Here is a 14407-nt window from a genome sequence, read left to right as displayed (position 1 = left end):
TCATGGAGGACAGGAACGACCGGCGCGCGCCGGTGCCGGACACGTCGTGCCCGCCCTGGGCACTGCGCGAGTACGCCGTTCTCGCCGACGGTGAGCGCGGAGCGGTCCTGGACCCGCGGGGGCGGATCGTGTGGCTGTGCGCCCCGCGGTGGCACGACGACGCGGTGTTCTCGGCGCTGATCGGCGGAGCGGGCCACTTCACCGTGGAGCCGACGGACCCCTGGCACGTCTGGGGCGGCTCCTACGAGGAGGGCACGCTGATCCGGATCAGCCGGTGGGTGACCGCCGACTGTGTGATCGAGTGCCGGGAGGCCCTGGCCCTGCCGACCCGCACGGACCGGCTCGTACTGCTGCGCCGCATGCGGGTGGAGCGGGGCGGGGCGCGGCTGCGCATGGCCCTGGACCCGCGGCCGGGCTTCGGGGAGGTCCGGATGCGCGGCCTGCGCCAGGAGGAGGGCGTGTGGACGGCCGGGACGGAAGGGCTGCGGATGCGGCTCGCCGGGGCACCGGACGCGGTGTGGCGGGACGGGGCGGGGCTGTGCGGCGAGTTCCGGCTGCGCGAGGGCGAGACGCACGACCTCGTGCTGGAACTGTCCGAGGGGCCGGAGTCCGGTCCGCTGGACGCCGACGCGCTGTGGCGGACCACGGAGCGGGAGTGGGGGCGGGCCGTCCCGGACTGCTCGCGGTTGATCGCGCCCCGCGACGCCCGGCACGCCTACGCCGTGCTGCGCGGGCTGACCAGCGTCTCCGGCGGGATGGTCGCGGCCGCGACCACCTCCCTGCCGGAACGGGCCAACAGCGGGCGCAACTACGACTACCGGTATGCATGGCTGCGCGACCAGTGCTACGCCGGTCTCGCGGTCGCCGCGCACGGACCGCACCCGCTGGTCGACGACGCCGTGCGCTTCGTCGCCGAGCGCGTCCTCGCGGACGGCGACGGTGTGCGCCCCGCCTACACGGTCGACGGACGACCGGTCGGGAGGGAACGCTCCCTGCGGCTGCCCGGTTACCCCGGTGGCAACGACCACGTCGGCAACGACGCGGGTGCGCAGTTCCAGTTGGACACCTTCGGCGAGGCGTTGCAGTTGTTCGCCGCGGCCGCCGCGCACGACCGGCTGACCGACGAGGCGGAGCGGGCCGCCGGCGTCGCCGTGGACGTCGTCGAGCGGCAGTGGCTGAAGCCGGAGGCCGGCCTGTGGGAGCTGGAGAACCGGTGGTGGACCCACTCCCGGCTGAGCGTGGTGTGCGGTCTGCGGCGGATGGCGGAGGTGCTGCCCGGCCCGGCGGGGCGCCGGTGCGCCGGCCTCGCCGACGCGGTGCTGCGGGAGACCCGACGCCGCTGCCTGCGCGCCGACGGCCGCTGGCGGCGGGCCGAGGACGACGACGGGCCGGAGGCCGCGCTGCTGGTGCCGATGGCCCGCGGCTGCGCGTTCGGGGAAGGCGACGGTGACGCCGCCACCCGCGCGTACCTGGAGTCCCGGCTGACCGAGGACGGGTACCTGTACCGCTTCGAGCACCCCGGGGTGCCGCTCGGCGAGGCCGAGGGGGCCTTTCTGCTCTGCGGCTTCACGATGGCGCTCGCCACGCACCGGGTCGGCGACCGGGTCGGCGCGTTCCGCTGGTTCGAGCGCACCCGGGCGGCCTGCGGACCGCCCGGGCTGTTCGCCGAGGAGTACGACGTGCGCCAGCGCCAGCTCCGCGGCAACCTCCCGCAGGCCTTCGTGCACGCGATGATGCTGGAGTGCGCGGTCCGCCTGGCGGGCGAGTCGACGCTGCCCTGAGCTCGTCAGGCCGCCGCCCCCGTCACCTCACCGCTCCCGGTGGATCGGTGCCGAACCACCCGTCAGGGGTACGCCCGTCCCACCGCGGCGGGCCGCGACGATCTCGGCCGCTATGGACAGGGCCGTCTCCTCGGGGGTGCGGGCGCCGAGGTCGAGGCCGATCGGTGAGCGCAGCCCGGACAGTTCGTCCTCGGTCAGGCCCGCTTCGCGCAGCCGGCGCTCTCGGTCCTCGTGGGTGCGGCGCGAGCCCATGGCTCCGACGAACGCGACCGGCCTGCGCAACGCCTCGGTCAGCAGCGGCACGTCGAACTTGGCGTCGTGGGTGAGCACGCACAGCACCGTGCGTTCGTCGGTCCGGGTCTGCCGCAGATAGCGGTGGGGCCAGTCGACGACGACCTCGTCGGCCTCCGGGAAGCGGGCCCGCGTGGCGAAGACCGGCCGGGCGTCGCACACGGTGACGTGATGTCCGAGGAACTTCCCGGCCCGCACCAGCGCCGCGGCGAAGTCGACCGCGCCGAAGACGATCATGCGGGGCGGCGGCACGCTGGACTCGACGAGGAGGGTGAGGCCGCCGGGGCAGTGCGATCCGTCCTCCGAGAGTGCGACCGTGCCGGTGCGTCCGGCGTCCAGCAGGGCACCGGCCTCGGCGGCCGCGGTGCGGTCCAGGCCGGGGTGTCCGCCGAGACCGCCCTCGTGGGTGCCGTCGGGACGGACCAGCAGCGCCCGGCCGAGGAGTTCGAACGGGCCCCGGACGACCCGGGCGAGGGCCACGGTCCCGCCCCGGGCGGCGGTCGAGAGCGCCGTCCGGAACACCTCGCGCGAGGGTGCGTCCGCGCCGACCGGGGTGACCAGCACGTCGATCACCCCGCCGCAGGTCAGCCCGACCGCGAAGGCGTCCTCGTCGCTGTAGCCGAACCGCCTGCGCACGCTCTCGCCGCTGTCCAGGGCCTCGGCGCACAGCTCGTACACCGCGCCCTCCACACAGCCGCCGGAGACCGAGCCGATCACCGTGCCGTCGCGGTCGACGGCGAGGGCCGCGCCGGGCCCGCGCGGTGCGCTGCCGCCCACGGAGACGACACTGGCGACGGCGAACTCCCGCCCTTGCGCGAGCCAGCGGTCCAGTTCGTCGGCGATGTCAAGCATGCGGGTCGCCCCCTGCCGCGGGTACTGACGCCGACAGCACCCGGTCCGGCCGGATCGGCAGGCTGCGGTGGCGTACGCCGGTCGCGTGCCAGACGGCGTTGGCGACGGCCGCCGCGGCGCCCACGATCCCGATCTCGCCGACGCCCTTGATGCCCACCGGGTCGTCCGGGTCGGGGTCCTCCACCCAGTCGGCCTGGATGTCCCCCACGTCGGCGTTGGTGGCCACGTGGTACCCGGCGAGGTCGGGGGCGTAGAGGGCGCCGCTCGTCCGGTCCCGGACCGCCTCCTCGTGCAGGGCCATGGAGATGCCCCAGACCATGCCGCCGACGAGCTGGTTGCGGGCGGTGAGAGGGTTGACGATCCGGCCGGCCGCGAAGATGCCGAGCATGCGGCGCACCCGCACCTCGCCGGTGGCGGTGTCCACGGCGACCTCGGCGAACTGGGCGCCGAAGGAGTGCCGTTCCTTCTGGGCGAGGGTGCCCAGGGCCTCGGTGGTGTCGGACCGTACGGTGATGCCCTCGGGCGGGATCGTCGTGCCGAGGGCCAGCCGCTCGCGCAGTTCGCGGGCCGCCAGCCGGATCGCCCAGGCCCAGGAACGCGTGCCCATCGAGCCGCCCGCGATCATCGCGGGGCCGAAGTCGCTGTCCCCGATCCGGACCCGGACCCGGTCGGGCGCGACCTCCAGGGCGTCGGCGGCGACCAGGGTGAGCGCCGTACGGGCGCCGGTGCCGATGTCGGCGGCGGCGATCCGCACCGTGAATCCGCCGTCGGCCTGCGCGGTGACGACGGCCGTGGAGGGACCAGCGCCCGCGTGGAAGGAGGCGGCGGCCGTGCCCGTGCCGAGGAGCCAGCGCCCCTCCCGGCGTCGCCCGGGGCGCGGGTCGCGCTCGGCCCAGCCGAACCGCCGGGCCCCTTCGCGGAAGCAGGCGTCCAGGTTGCGGCTGCTGAAGGGCAGGCCGGATACCGGGCCGACCTCGGGTTCGTTGCGCAGGCGCAGTGCGATGGGGTCGATGCCGGCGCGCTCGGCGAGCTCGTCGAGGGCCGACTCGATGGCGAAGGAGCCCGGTGCCTCGCCCGGCGCGCGCATGAAGGTCGGTGACGGCACGTCGAGCGGCGCGACCTCGTTGGCGGTGTGGTGGGCGTCGGCGTCGTACATCACCCGGGCCACGCCCGCGCTGGGCTCGACGAACTCGTGGACGGTGGACGTCTGGTTCAGCGAGCGGTGCTCCAGGGCGAGCAGCCGGCCGTCGGCGTCGGCTCCGAGCCGCACGCGCTGGAGGGTGGGGCTGCGGTAGCCGGCCAGCGAGAACATCTGCCGCCTCGTCATGACCACGCGCACCGGCCGCTGCAGTTCGGTGGCGGCCATCACGGCGGCGACCTGGTGGGCGCGCAGGCCCTTGCTGCCGAAGCCGCCGCCGATGTGCTCGGAGCGCACCCGTACCGCGGAGGCGTCGAGGGAGAACATGCTGGCCAGTTCGCCCTGGATCCAGGTGGTGCCCTGGTTGGAGTCGACGACCTCCAGCCGGCCGCCGTCCCACCGGGCGGTGGCGGCGTGCGGCTCCATCATGCTGTGGTGCTCTTCGGGAGTGGTGTACTCCTCGTCCACGACGACGGCGGAGGCGGCGAGACCGGCCTCCAGGTCGCCCTTGGCCGTCTCGCCGGGCATGACTCCGCCGGCCGGGTGGGCGCCGGGGTGGCCGGTGGTGAGGGCGGTGTCGTGCGGTTCCTCGTCGTAGGCGACGACGAGGGCCTCGGCCGCCTCCCGGGCCTGCTCGGGCGTCTCGGCGACGACGAGGGCGACGGGCCAGCCCACGTGGTGCACCCGGTCCTGCTGGAAAACGGCGGCGGTGGGGTCCGGCGGCATGCCCAGCAGGCCGATGTAGTCGGTGTCGACGCGCGGGGCGTTGCCGTGGTGCAGGACGGCCAGTACGCCGGGCAGGGCGAGGACGGGCTCGGTGTCGATCGCGCGGATCCGGCCGCGGGCGACGGTGGACAGCACCAGCCAGCCGTGCGCGAGGTCGGCGAAGGGGATCTCGCCCGCGTAGCGGGCCGCTCCGGTGACCTTGTCGCGGCCTTCGACGCGGGTGTGCGGGGTGCCGACGACGCCTTTGAGCGCCGCGCGGCCGGTCGTGGCGGTGGTCATCGGGGCGTCTCCTCGGCGAGTTCGGTCAGGACGGCCACCACGAGGTTGCGCATGAGGGTCACCTTGTATCCGTTGTCGGGCAGCGGCCTGGCGGCCGCGAGTTCGGCGTCCGCGGCGGCGGCGAAGGTGTCGCCGTCGGCCGGGGCTCCGGTCAGCACGGCCTCGGCCGCGCGGGCGCGCCAGGGCCGCGAGGCGACCGCGCCGAAGGCCAGCCGGGCCTCGCGCACCACACCGTCCTCGACGTCGAGCGCGGCGGCGACCGAGCCGATCGCGAAGGCGTACGAGGCGCGCTCGCGCACCTTGCGGTAGCGGGAGCGGGCGGCGACCGGGGCGGGCGGCAGGGTGACGCCGGTGATCAGCGCTCCGGGCGGCAGGGCGGTCTCCCGGTGCGGGGTGTCCCCGACGGGAAGGTAGAAGTCGGCCAGCGGCAACTCGCCCGGACCGTTGAGGGTTTCGTAGCCGACGACGGCGTCGAAGGCGGCGAGGGCCACGCCCATGTCGGAGGGGTGGACGGCCACGCAGTGCTCGGAGGCGCCCAGGACGGCGTGGTTGTGGTGCTCGCCCGTGATCGCGGAGCATCCGCTGCCGGGGGCCCGCTTGTTGCAGGGCGTGCTCAGGTCGGTGAAGTACCCGCAGCGGGTGCGCTGGAGGAGGTTGCCGCCGACGGTGGCCATGTTGCGCAGCTGACCGGGGGCTCCGGCCAGCACCGCCTGGGCCAGGGCCGGGTAGCGGCGGCGCACGTCCGGATGGGCGGCGAGGTCGCTGTTGGTGACGGTGGCGCCGATGCGCAGGCCGCCGTCCGCGGTCTCCTCGATGGTGTCCAGGGGGAGTTCACGGACGTCGACGAGCCGGGCGGGCCGCTCGACGCCGGTCTTCATCAGGTCGACGAGGTTGGTGCCGCCGCCGAGGAAGCGCGCGTCCGGATCGGCGGCGAGCAGCGCCACGGCGCCAATGACGTCGTCGGCGCGCTGGTATCCGAACTCCCTCATGCGGCCGTCTCCTCGGTGTTCTCGTGCCGGTCGGCGCGGTCGTCGTCGCGGGCCGCGGCCTCGTGGGCCTCGGCGGCGCGGGTGACCGCCTGGACGATGGAGACGTAGGCGCCGCAGCGGCACAGGTTGCCGCTCATCCGTTCGCGGATCTCGTCCGGCGTCAGGGGTGGCGGTCCGGCCTCGGGGCGCACGTCCTCGGTGGCGGCGCTGGGCCAGCCGGCCGCGTGCTCCTCGATGACGGCGATCGCCGAGCAGATCTGCCCGGGGGTGCAGTAGCCGCACTGGTAGCCGTCGAGGTCGAGGAAGGCCTGCTGCACCGGGTGCAGTCGGTCGCCCTCGGCCATGCCCTCGATGGTGGTGATCTCACGTCCCTCGGCGGCGACGGCGAGGTTCAGGCAGGAGACGGCGCGGCGTCCGTCGACCAGGACGGTACAGGCGCCGCACTGCCCCTGGTCGCAGCCCTTCTTGGTGCCGGTGAGATCCAGGCGTTCGCGCAGGGCGTCGAGCAGGGTGGTGCGGTGGTCGACGGTCAGCTGGTGCTTCTCGCCGTTGATATTCAGGGTGACGGCGCTGGACGTCGACGAGGGTACTGGGGCCATGATCAGCCTTCTTTGGTGTCTGGATACCGGGAAAACTGGCTGTAGGCGATCGGTGCGTGGGTGGGGGGCGCTGTCCGCCGGTAGAGTGGGCGAACAACCGGACAATTGTCCACTCACTGGAAACGTAACGGACAGTTGTCCGCTTAGCAAGGTCGGGATTCGGCCATGAACCCGAAAGGAGGACGAGTGCCGCCGCCGAAGAAGGACAAGCCGGACACTCCCCTGCGCTCGGATGCCCAGCGCAACCGCGAGCGCATCCTGGCAGTGGCCACGGAGGAGCTGACGCACTGCGCGAACGCCCCGTTGAGCGCCATCGCCAAGAAGGCGGGGGTCGGGCAGGGCACCTTCTACCGCAACTTCCCGAACCGCGAGGCGCTCGTCCTGGAGATCTACCGCTACGGGATGCAGCAGGTGGCCGAGGCGGCCCCCGAGATGCTGGCCACCGGGGAACCCGACCTGGCCCTGCGCCAGTGGATGGACCGCCTCGCCGAGTTCGCCATGACCAAGGCAGGTCTGGCGGACGCGATCCGGCTGGTCACCAGCGCACCCGGGGCGCCGGAGAAGCCGCGCCCCACCCCTCTGGAGGACGCGGCCGAACTCCTGCTCCGCGCCAACCACGAGGCCGGCACGATTCGGCCCGGCTTGACCGGGGACGACTTCTTCCTCGTCCTGGGCGGGCTGTGGCTGATCGACCCGGGCGAGAACTGGCAGCCGCGCGTCACCCGGTTCCTGGACCTCGTCATGGACGGCCTGCGGGCCGGAGCGCCGGGCCGGTGACCGCGCCCCGGAAGCGGTAGCGGCGCTCGGGGCGGCCCGCCGCCCCGTAGCGCAGGGAGACCTCCGCACTGCCCACGGTGTGGAAGTGCTCCAGGTAGCGGCGGGCGCTGACCCGGGAGAAGCCCGTCAGCGCCGCGCACTCGCTGGCGGACAGGGTGCCCTCGGCCTCGCGGAGCACGCGTTCGACGAGTCCCGCGGTCTCCACGCTCATCCCCTTGGGCAGCGCGGGGGCCGGTGCGGCCTGCGCCGCTGCCCCGGCCAGAACGCGGTCGACGTCGGCCTGGCTGCGCACCACCGTGCCGAGCAGCCGGCCCCGCTGGACGGCGTAGCGCTCCAGCCGGATGCGCAGGTCCTCGAACTCGAAGGGTTTGAGGAGGTAGTCGACCACGCCGTGCCGCACGGCGCCGCGCACCGCGTCCGCCTCCCGGGCCGCGCTGATGACCATGACGTCGCAGTCGTGGCCCGCGGCGCGCAGCCGTGGGATGACGTCGAGACCGAAGACGTCCGGCAGGTACAGGTCGAGCAGGACCAGGTCGGGGCGGAGTTCCGCGACGGCGGCCAGCGCCTGTTCCCCGGTACCGGCGACGCCGACGACCCGGAAGGGCTCGACCCGTTCGACGAACGCGCGGTGGACGCGGGCCACCATGAAGTCGTCGTCGACCACGAGCACGCCGATCGGGGCGGCGGCACGGGGCGCCTCGCGGGGTGCGGCGGTCGCGGTCGCGGTCGCATCGGACGTACCGCTCGAAGCCGTCATGGTGCTGCTCCTTCCGCCACCGCGTCGGTGAGGTGGCTGACGGTCATGCGTGCGGTGAACATCGCCCCCTCGGGGGTGTTGGTCACCGAGATCTCACCGCCGTGACGTTCGCAGACCAGCCGGGTGAGCGCCAGGCCGATGCCCCGCTCGCCCTGCCGGGCGGCCTTGGTGGTGAAGCCGTGGGAGAAGACCTCCCGGGCCAGTTCGGGCGCCACGCCGGGCCCGGAGTCGCGGACCACGATCTCGACGCTGGCGGCGTCCTGGCGCAGCTCGACCTCCACCCAGGCCTCGTGTGCGTCGTCCACGGGCGCGGCGGCGTCCACGGCGTTGTCGACGAGGTTGCCGACCACGGTCGCCACGTCGGCGGCGTCCGCCGGCTCCAGCCGGTCCAGCGCCGTGCGATCCGAGACGCGAAGGGCGACCCTGCGCTCGGCCGCGAGGGAGGACTTCGCCGTGATCAGCGCGGCCACGGCGGTGTCCCGTACCCGGCGGCTGAGGGTGACGTCCAGGGACTGGCGGCGCTGGTTGAGTCCGCGGACGTAGCGCACCACCTCGTCCTGCTCGCCGATCTGGATGAGCCCTGAGATGGTGTGCAGCTGGTTGGCGAACTCGTGGGCCTGGGCGCGCAGCAGCTCGGAGGTGCTGCGGAAGGACCCTATCTCGCGCTCCAGGCGGGCCAGTTCGGTGCGGTCGCGCAGGGTGGTGACCGAGCCGAGCGGACGGCCGTCCTTGATGACGGTCATGCGGTTCATGACCAGGACCCGGCCGTGCCGGACGACGACCTCGTCGCGCGGTGCGGCAGCGTCGGGCGTGGCACCGGCGAGGACGTCGCGCAGCCGTCCGTCGATGCCGAGGCCGTCCAGGCTCTGGCCCACGCAGTCGGCGGGGAGGTCGAGCAGGCGCCGGCCCATCTCGTTGACCAGGGTGAGCCGGTGCTGCGGGTCGAGGGCGACGACGCCCTCGGCGATGCCGTAGAGCATGGCCTCCCGGTGCTCGGCCAGCCCCGCTATCTCGCGCGGCTCCAGGCCGAGGGTCTGCCGTTTGACGCGCCGGGCCAGCAGCCAGGAGCCGACCACGCCGAGGCCGCTGGCGATGCCCAGGTAGGCGAGGAGGTACGAGGAGGCACCGCTGAGGCGCTGCCATGCCGTCGGGTCGGCCTCGCCGACCATCACCGTGCCCAGGTGGCGGCCGAGGGTCTGCCGGGTGGCGCCGAGCACCGGGACCTGGGCGACGAGCCCCCGGCTGCCCTGCACGGTCAGCGGCCCCGACCAGCCGCTCGAGACACCGGCGCCCGCACCGCGCGGCATTCGGGCGCCGATCAGCGTGGGGTCGGTGGAACTGACGACGCGGCCGTCGGCGTCGGCCACCGTGACGGAGGTGACCCCGGACTGGGTCTGCGTGGAGTTGACCAGCGGGGCGAGGGCCTCCTGCGGCACCGGGCGCAGCAACTGGCTGCGGACCAGCGGCGTGGCGGCCAGCTGCTCGGCCAGGGCGGTGACCCGACGGCCCTCGACGCGGTTGAAGGTGGCCTTGGACTGGGCGAGCGAGACGGCGGCCACCGCGAGCAGGACCACCACGACGATGGCGAGCTGGAGGACCAGCATCTCGCCCGCGAGGGTCTGACGGCGGAAGGTGGGGGCCACGGCGGACTCGTTCTCGACTCACGGAAGGGCGGGGCGGGGACGCGGGGGTGCGGTGACCGGCGGGGTGGCCGGCGGGGTGCCGGGTCGCCATCATGGCGCCCACCTGCGGCGAAGGAAAGGGATGTGCCCGCTTCGCAATGAACCGGCGATCCGTCGGCGATGTACCGAGGCCGTTCCCGCGTCGCTCCCGGCGACCGCAATGAACACAACCTCCCTTGGTTCCGCAAGGAAGACAGGCGGCGGACCCCCGGGCACCATGTGGCCCACGTCACCCTCCCCCACAGGGCTCCCCGTACCGCTCTACCCAACCGACAGGTGGTGTCATACGTGCGCCTGCGCACCCCCCTCGCCCTGCTCGGGGCCGCCGTGCTCGTACTGGCCGGACCGCCGTTGCTCTCCGCGGGCGACGACTCGGACTCCGGCACCCAGATCCCGGGCCTGCGCTTCATGGTTCCCAACACGCCCGGCGGCGGTTACGACATCACCGCCCGCACGGCCGCGAAGAACGCCGAGGACGCCGGGCTCACGCACAACATCGAGGTGTTCAACCTGCCCGGCGCGGGCGGCACCGTGGGCCTGAGCCGGCTGGTGAGCGAGCACGGCAACGGCAAGCTCGCCATGTCCATGGGCCTCGGCGTCGTGGGTGCCGCCCGCTCCAACCACGCGCCCAAGACCCTCGCCGACGCCACGCCGATCGCGCGGCTCACCGAGGAGCAGGACGTCGTCGTGGTCGCCAAGGACTCGCCCTACAAGACGATCGACGAGCTGATCGACGCCTGGAAGGACGACCCGGGGAAGATCCCGGTGGGCGGTGGTTCGTCGCCGGGCGGGCCCGACCACCTCGCGCCGATGCTGATGGCGCAGGCCGCCGGGATCGAGCCGAAGTCGGTCAACTACATCCCCTTCGACGGCGGCGGCGAGCTGCTCGCCTCCATCCTCGGCAACAAGGTCGGCTTCGGGGTCTCCGGCGTCGGCGAGTACCTGGACCAGATCAAGGCGGGCGAGCTGAGGGTCCTCGCGGTGACCGGTCCCGAGCGGGTGGACGACCTCAAGGAGGCGCCGACCCTCAAGGAGTCCGGCTACGAGGTGGAGTTCACCAACTGGCGCGGCATCGTCGCACCGCCCGGTCTGTCGGAGGCGCAGCGCGGCAAGCTGATCCGCCTGTTCGAGGAACTGCACGACTCGCCCGAGTGGAAGAAGTCCATGGACCAGAACGGCTGGGACGACGCGTTCCTGACCGGTGAAGAGTTCGGCGACTTCCTTGAGGCGCAGGACAAGCGTGTGGTGTCGGTGCTGAAGGAGCTGGGACTGTGACGACGCCGACCGAACTCCCCGAGGACAGCGAGAAGGCGGCCGGCGGCCGGCGCTCGTGGCTGCGCGAGCACTCCGAACTGGGCGTGTGCGTCCTGCTGCTGGCGCTCGGCGTGCTCGTCCTGACCGACGCGCTCACCATGGACGTCGACATCACCCAGCGCGGCCCGGTCGGCCCTAAGACCGTGCCGGTCGTGGTCGGCATCGGTCTGCTGGTGATCGCCGCGCTGCTCGCCGTCGACGTCCTGCGCGGCGGCCGGGGCGAGGCCGAGGGCGGCGAGGACATCGACCTGTCCGAACCGGCCGACTGGCGCACGGTGCTGCTGCTGTCCGGGATCTTCCTCGGCGCCGCCGCCCTGATCGAACCGGCCGGCTTCCCCGTCGCCGGGGCGCTGCTCTTCTGGGGTGCCGCCTTCGCGCTCGGCAGCCGCCGCGTGGACCGCGATCCCCTGATCGCCGCGGTGCTGTCCCTGATCACCTACGTCGTCTTCGACCAGCTGCTCGGCGTGCCGCTGCCCGGCGGTCCGCTGATGGGAGTGCTCTGACATGAACGCCCTCAACTCCCTCATGGACGGGTTCGGCACGGCGCTGACCCCGCTCAACCTGCTGTGGGCCGCCCTCGGTGTGCTGCTCGGCACGGCCATCGGCGTGCTGCCCGGTATCGGCCCGGCGATGGCGGTGGCGCTGCTGCTGCCGGTGACGTACGGGCTGGATCCGGTCGCGGCGTTCATCATGTTCGCGGGCATCTACTACGGCGCGATGTTCGGCGGTTCGACCACCTCCATCCTGCTCAACACCCCCGGTGAGAGCGCCGCCGTGGTCGCGGCGATGGAGGGCAACCCCATGGCCAAGGCGGGGCGCGGCGCACAGGCGCTGGCGGCCGCGGCCATCGGTCACTTCGCGGGCGGCATGATCGGCACGATCCTGCTGGTGGCGCTCGCGCCGACGGTCGCCGACCTGGCGGTGGACATCGGTGCGCCGGACTACTTCGCCATCATGGTGCTGGCGTTCATCGCCGTGACGTCGGTGCTGGGTTCGTCGCGGATCAGGGGTCTGGCCTCGCTGCTGATCGGTCTGACGATCGGGCTGGTGGGCCTGGACCAGATGACGGGCCAGCAGCGGCTGACCTTCGGCTCGCTGCAACTCGCCGACGGCGTCGACGTGGTGATCGTCGCGGTCGGTCTGTTCGCGATCGGCGAGGCGCTGTGGGTGGCGGCCCACCTGCGGCGCGGGGCGGCCGAACCGATCCCGGTGGGACGTCCCTGGCTCGGCCGCGACGACGTGAGGCGCACCTGGAAGTCCTGGCTGCGCGGCCCGTTCATCGGCTTTCCGTTCGGCGCGATCCCGGCGGGCGGCGCGGAGATCCCCACCTTCCTGTCGTACGTCGCGGAGAAGCGGCTGTCCAAGCACAAGGACGAGTGGGGCAAGGGCGCCATCGAGGGCGTGGCGGGTCCGGAGTCGGCGGCGTCGGCCTCGGCCGCGGGCACGCTGGTGTCCATGCTGACGCTCGGCCTGCCGACCACCGCGGTCGCCGCGGTCATGCTGGCCGCCTTCCAGCAGTACGGCATCCAGCCCGGACCGCTGCTGTTCGAGCGCGAGCCCGAGCTGGTGTGGGGTCTGATCGCCTCGCTGTTCGTCGGCATGGTGCTGCTGCTCGCGCTGAACCTGCCGCTGGCGCCGGTGTGGGCGAAGCTGCTGCGGATCCCGCGGCCGTACCTCTACGCGGGGATCATGTCCTTCGCGGCGGTCGGCGCGTACGCCGTCGGCGGTGAGGTGGTCGACCTGGTGATCCTGCTGGTCATCGGTCTGATCGGGTTCGGTATGCGGCGCTACGGGCTCCCCGTCCTGCCCGCGGTGATCGGCGTCATCCTCGGCCCGAACGCCGAGCAGCAGCTGCGCCGCGCCCTGCAGATCAGCGACGGCGGCGTGACGGGGCTGGTCAACACGCCGTTCGCGGTGACGGTGTACGCGGTGATCGTGCTCCTGCTGGTCTGGCCGCTGGTGAAGCGGCTGGTGATCCGGGGCCGGACCCGGGCGGACGCCTGATCCCGGGCCCGGCCCCGCTGGACGTCCGCGTACTCAGGAGCGGTGCGTGCGGCCCGGTACGTCGATCCCGTACCGGGCCGTCTCGCGGTACTGGCCGTCTGGTGGTACGGGGCGGCGCGCGGTACGGGGGGGGGCGCGCGCCGTGGGATCACGGGAGGCGGGCGTCAGCACGCGGTCCAGGAGCGGAGCTTCTCGGGGTTGAGGACTGCCCAGATGCGGGTGATCCGGTCGCCCACGACGTCGAACGCGTACACCGCCACGGTGCGGCCGTCCTGCTGGGCGACCAGGCCGGGTCGGCCGTTGACCGTGCGCTCCACGACGGCCAGGGTGTCGGATGCCCTGGCGGAGAGGTCGGTCAGGTAGTGGGCGATCCGCTCGCCGCCGTCGATGGGCCGGAGTGAGGCTCGGGTGAGACCACCGCCGTCGGCGATCACTGTGGCGTCGGGGTCGAGGAGGCCGACGAGGGCACTGATGTCCCTGGCCCGCCACGCCTGTTTGAAGTCCCGGACGATGCCGGCCTGGTGGGCCGCCGGGGTCGCGGGCGGCGGGGAGGCACGGACGCGGCGGCGTGCGGAGGAGGCCAGCTGACGGCAGGCCGCGGGGGTGCGGCCGACGATCTCGGCGACTTCGGCGAAGGAGTAGCGGAAGACGTCGTGCAGGATGAACGCGACGCGTTCGGCCGGGGTCATGGATTCGAGCACGACGAGAAAGGCCATGTTGACCGACTCGTCGAGGGTCACCCGGTCCGCCGGGTCGGCCGTGGCGCCGCCCGTCGGCCCGACGGTCCCCGGGGCGGGTCCGGGCAGCGGCTCGGGGATCCATTCGCCTACGTAGCGCTCGCGCCGTGCCCGTGCGGATCCGAGCAGGTCCAGGCAGACGCGGCCGGCGACCTTCGTCAGCCAGGCGCCGGGGGACTCGATGGCGTCCTGCTGTTCTCGGGACATGGCGTACCAGCGGGCGTAGGTCTCCTGCACGGCGTCCTCTGCCTCGGCCAGGGACCCCAGCAGCCGGTAGGCCATGTTGATCAGCTGCCGCCGCTCGCTCGTGATCGCGCTCAGGCTCTGATCGTCTCCGGTGGTCACGGTGCTCCCCTTGCCCTGTGTCGGTCGGATCTGCTCTCACCGGACCGACGAGACAGCGCATCGGAATGTGAGGTCGGCGTCCGGCCGCACATTCCGGGGAGCTGCGCCGTCGTACTGCTGACACCGGCACGGCATG

12 protein-coding genes are annotated in these 14407 nt (G+C 73.4%); 5 read left to right on the top strand and 7 right to left on the bottom strand.

Annotated elements, in window-relative coordinates; translation table 11 throughout:
* Positions 1–2 precede the first annotated feature (2 nt).
* Complete coding sequence (locus IE94_RS0111495; RefSeq protein WP_030181995.1) at positions 3–1781, top strand: glycoside hydrolase family 15 protein; 1779 nt, start codon at positions 3–5, stop codon at positions 1779–1781.
* Between the two features lie 27 nt (positions 1782–1808).
* Here the strand turns inward: IE94_RS0111495 and IE94_RS0111490 are convergent, their stop codons facing one another.
* The 4 genes from IE94_RS0111490 to IE94_RS0111475 are packed head-to-tail and all read right to left on the bottom strand — an operon-like array spanning position 1809 to position 6655.
* The gene (locus tag IE94_RS0111490) at positions 1809–2924 is read right to left on the bottom strand and encodes an XdhC family protein (RefSeq protein ID WP_030181993.1); all 1116 of its coding nucleotides are present in this window, start codon (positions 2922–2924) and stop codon (positions 1809–1811) included.
* On the bottom strand, positions 2917–5067 hold the full coding sequence (locus IE94_RS0111485) for a xanthine dehydrogenase family protein molybdopterin-binding subunit (protein ID WP_030181991.1): 2151 nt from the start codon (positions 5065–5067) through the stop codon (positions 2917–2919). Before IE94_RS0111485 ends, IE94_RS0111490 begins: the two co-directional genes overlap by 8 nt.
* Positions 5064–6056, bottom strand: coding sequence for an FAD binding domain-containing protein (locus IE94_RS0111480; RefSeq protein WP_030181989.1), 993 nt, complete (start codon positions 6054–6056; stop codon positions 5064–5066). The genes IE94_RS0111485 and IE94_RS0111480 overlap by 4 nt, the downstream gene beginning before the upstream one ends.
* The gene (locus tag IE94_RS0111475) at positions 6053–6655 is read right to left on the bottom strand and encodes a 2Fe-2S iron-sulfur cluster-binding protein (protein ID WP_030181986.1); all 603 of its coding nucleotides are present in this window, start codon (positions 6653–6655) and stop codon (positions 6053–6055) included. The genes IE94_RS0111480 and IE94_RS0111475 overlap by 4 nt, the downstream gene beginning before the upstream one ends.
* A 186-nt stretch (positions 6656–6841) precedes the next feature.
* Between IE94_RS0111475 and xdhR the strand changes: the two genes are divergently transcribed.
* The gene (gene xdhR / locus IE94_RS0111470) at positions 6842–7432 is read left to right on the top strand and encodes a purine salvage operon transcriptional regulator XdhR (RefSeq protein ID WP_030181984.1); all 591 of its coding nucleotides are present in this window, start codon (positions 6842–6844) and stop codon (positions 7430–7432) included.
* On the opposite strand, the gene IE94_RS0111465 is transcribed toward xdhR, so the two are convergent.
* Together IE94_RS0111465 and IE94_RS0111460 are read right to left on the bottom strand one after the other, a co-directional pair.
* Positions 7395–8189, bottom strand: a complete 795-nt coding sequence (locus tag IE94_RS0111465; RefSeq protein WP_030181981.1) for a response regulator — start codon at positions 8187–8189, stop codon at positions 7395–7397. The two genes, xdhR and IE94_RS0111465, sit on opposite strands and share 38 nt — an antisense overlap.
* Positions 8186–9832 (bottom strand): sensor histidine kinase, encoded by a 1647-nt coding sequence (locus IE94_RS0111460; RefSeq protein WP_030181977.1) that lies wholly within the window; start codon positions 9830–9832, stop codon positions 8186–8188. Before IE94_RS0111460 ends, IE94_RS0111465 begins: the two co-directional genes overlap by 4 nt.
* Before the next feature lie 327 nt (positions 9833–10159).
* Here IE94_RS0111460 and IE94_RS0111455 point away from each other — a divergent pair, with 327 nt between their 5' ends.
* From IE94_RS0111455 to IE94_RS0111445, 3 genes are read left to right on the top strand one after another with little or no spacing between them, the layout of a single operon-like run.
* Positions 10160–11146 (top strand): Bug family tripartite tricarboxylate transporter substrate binding protein, encoded by a 987-nt coding sequence (locus tag IE94_RS0111455; RefSeq protein ID WP_030181975.1) that lies wholly within the window; start codon positions 10160–10162, stop codon positions 11144–11146.
* Positions 11143–11688: a tripartite tricarboxylate transporter TctB family protein gene (locus IE94_RS0111450; protein ID WP_030181973.1), complete on the top strand. Its 546-nt coding sequence runs from the start codon at positions 11143–11145 to the stop codon at positions 11686–11688. Before IE94_RS0111455 ends, IE94_RS0111450 begins: the two co-directional genes overlap by 4 nt.
* Position 11689: 1 nt before the next feature.
* Positions 11690–13189 carry a tripartite tricarboxylate transporter permease gene (locus IE94_RS0111445; protein WP_030181970.1) on the top strand — a complete coding sequence of 500 codons (1500 nt, stop codon included), beginning with the start codon at positions 11690–11692 and terminating at the stop codon, positions 13187–13189.
* 164 nt (positions 13190–13353) lie between these two features.
* Here the strand turns inward: IE94_RS0111445 and sigJ are convergent, their stop codons facing one another.
* Positions 13354–14271, bottom strand: coding sequence for an RNA polymerase sigma factor SigJ (sigJ, locus tag IE94_RS0111440; RefSeq protein ID WP_030181968.1), 918 nt, complete (start codon positions 14269–14271; stop codon positions 13354–13356).
* Positions 14272–14407 lie beyond the last annotated feature (136 nt).

It is taken from the genome of Streptomyces violaceorubidus (assembly GCF_000717995.1).
Classification (GTDB): Bacteria; Actinomycetota; Actinomycetes; order Streptomycetales; family Streptomycetaceae; genus Streptomyces; species Streptomyces violaceorubidus.
Note: the sequence above shows the minus strand (reverse complement) of the source record. Positions and strands in the feature narration are given on the sequence as shown.

Bases quoted from the DNA above. Each gene is read 5' to 3' on its own strand.
- IE94_RS0111445 (WP_030181970.1), top strand. From the start codon at position 11,690: ATGAACGCCCTCAACTCCCTCATGGACGGGTTCGGCACGGCGCTGACC.
- IE94_RS0111490 (WP_030181993.1), bottom strand. From the start codon at position 2,924: ATGCTTGACATCGCCGACGAACTGGACCGCTGGCTCGCGCAAGGGCGG.
- IE94_RS0111465 (WP_030181981.1), bottom strand. From the start codon at position 8,189: ATGACGGCTTCGAGCGGTACGTCCGATGCGACCGCGACCGCGACCGCC.
- IE94_RS0111480 (WP_030181989.1), bottom strand. From the start codon at position 6,056: ATGAGGGAGTTCGGATACCAGCGCGCCGACGACGTCATTGGCGCCGTG.
- IE94_RS0111485 (WP_030181991.1), bottom strand. From the start codon at position 5,067: ATGACCACCGCCACGACCGGCCGCGCGGCGCTCAAAGGCGTCGTCGGC.
- IE94_RS0111475 (WP_030181986.1), bottom strand. From the start codon at position 6,655: ATGGCCCCAGTACCCTCGTCGACGTCCAGCGCCGTCACCCTGAATATC.
- IE94_RS0111495 (WP_030181995.1), top strand. From the start codon at position 3: ATGGAGGACAGGAACGACCGGCGCGCGCCGGTGCCGGACACGTCGTGC.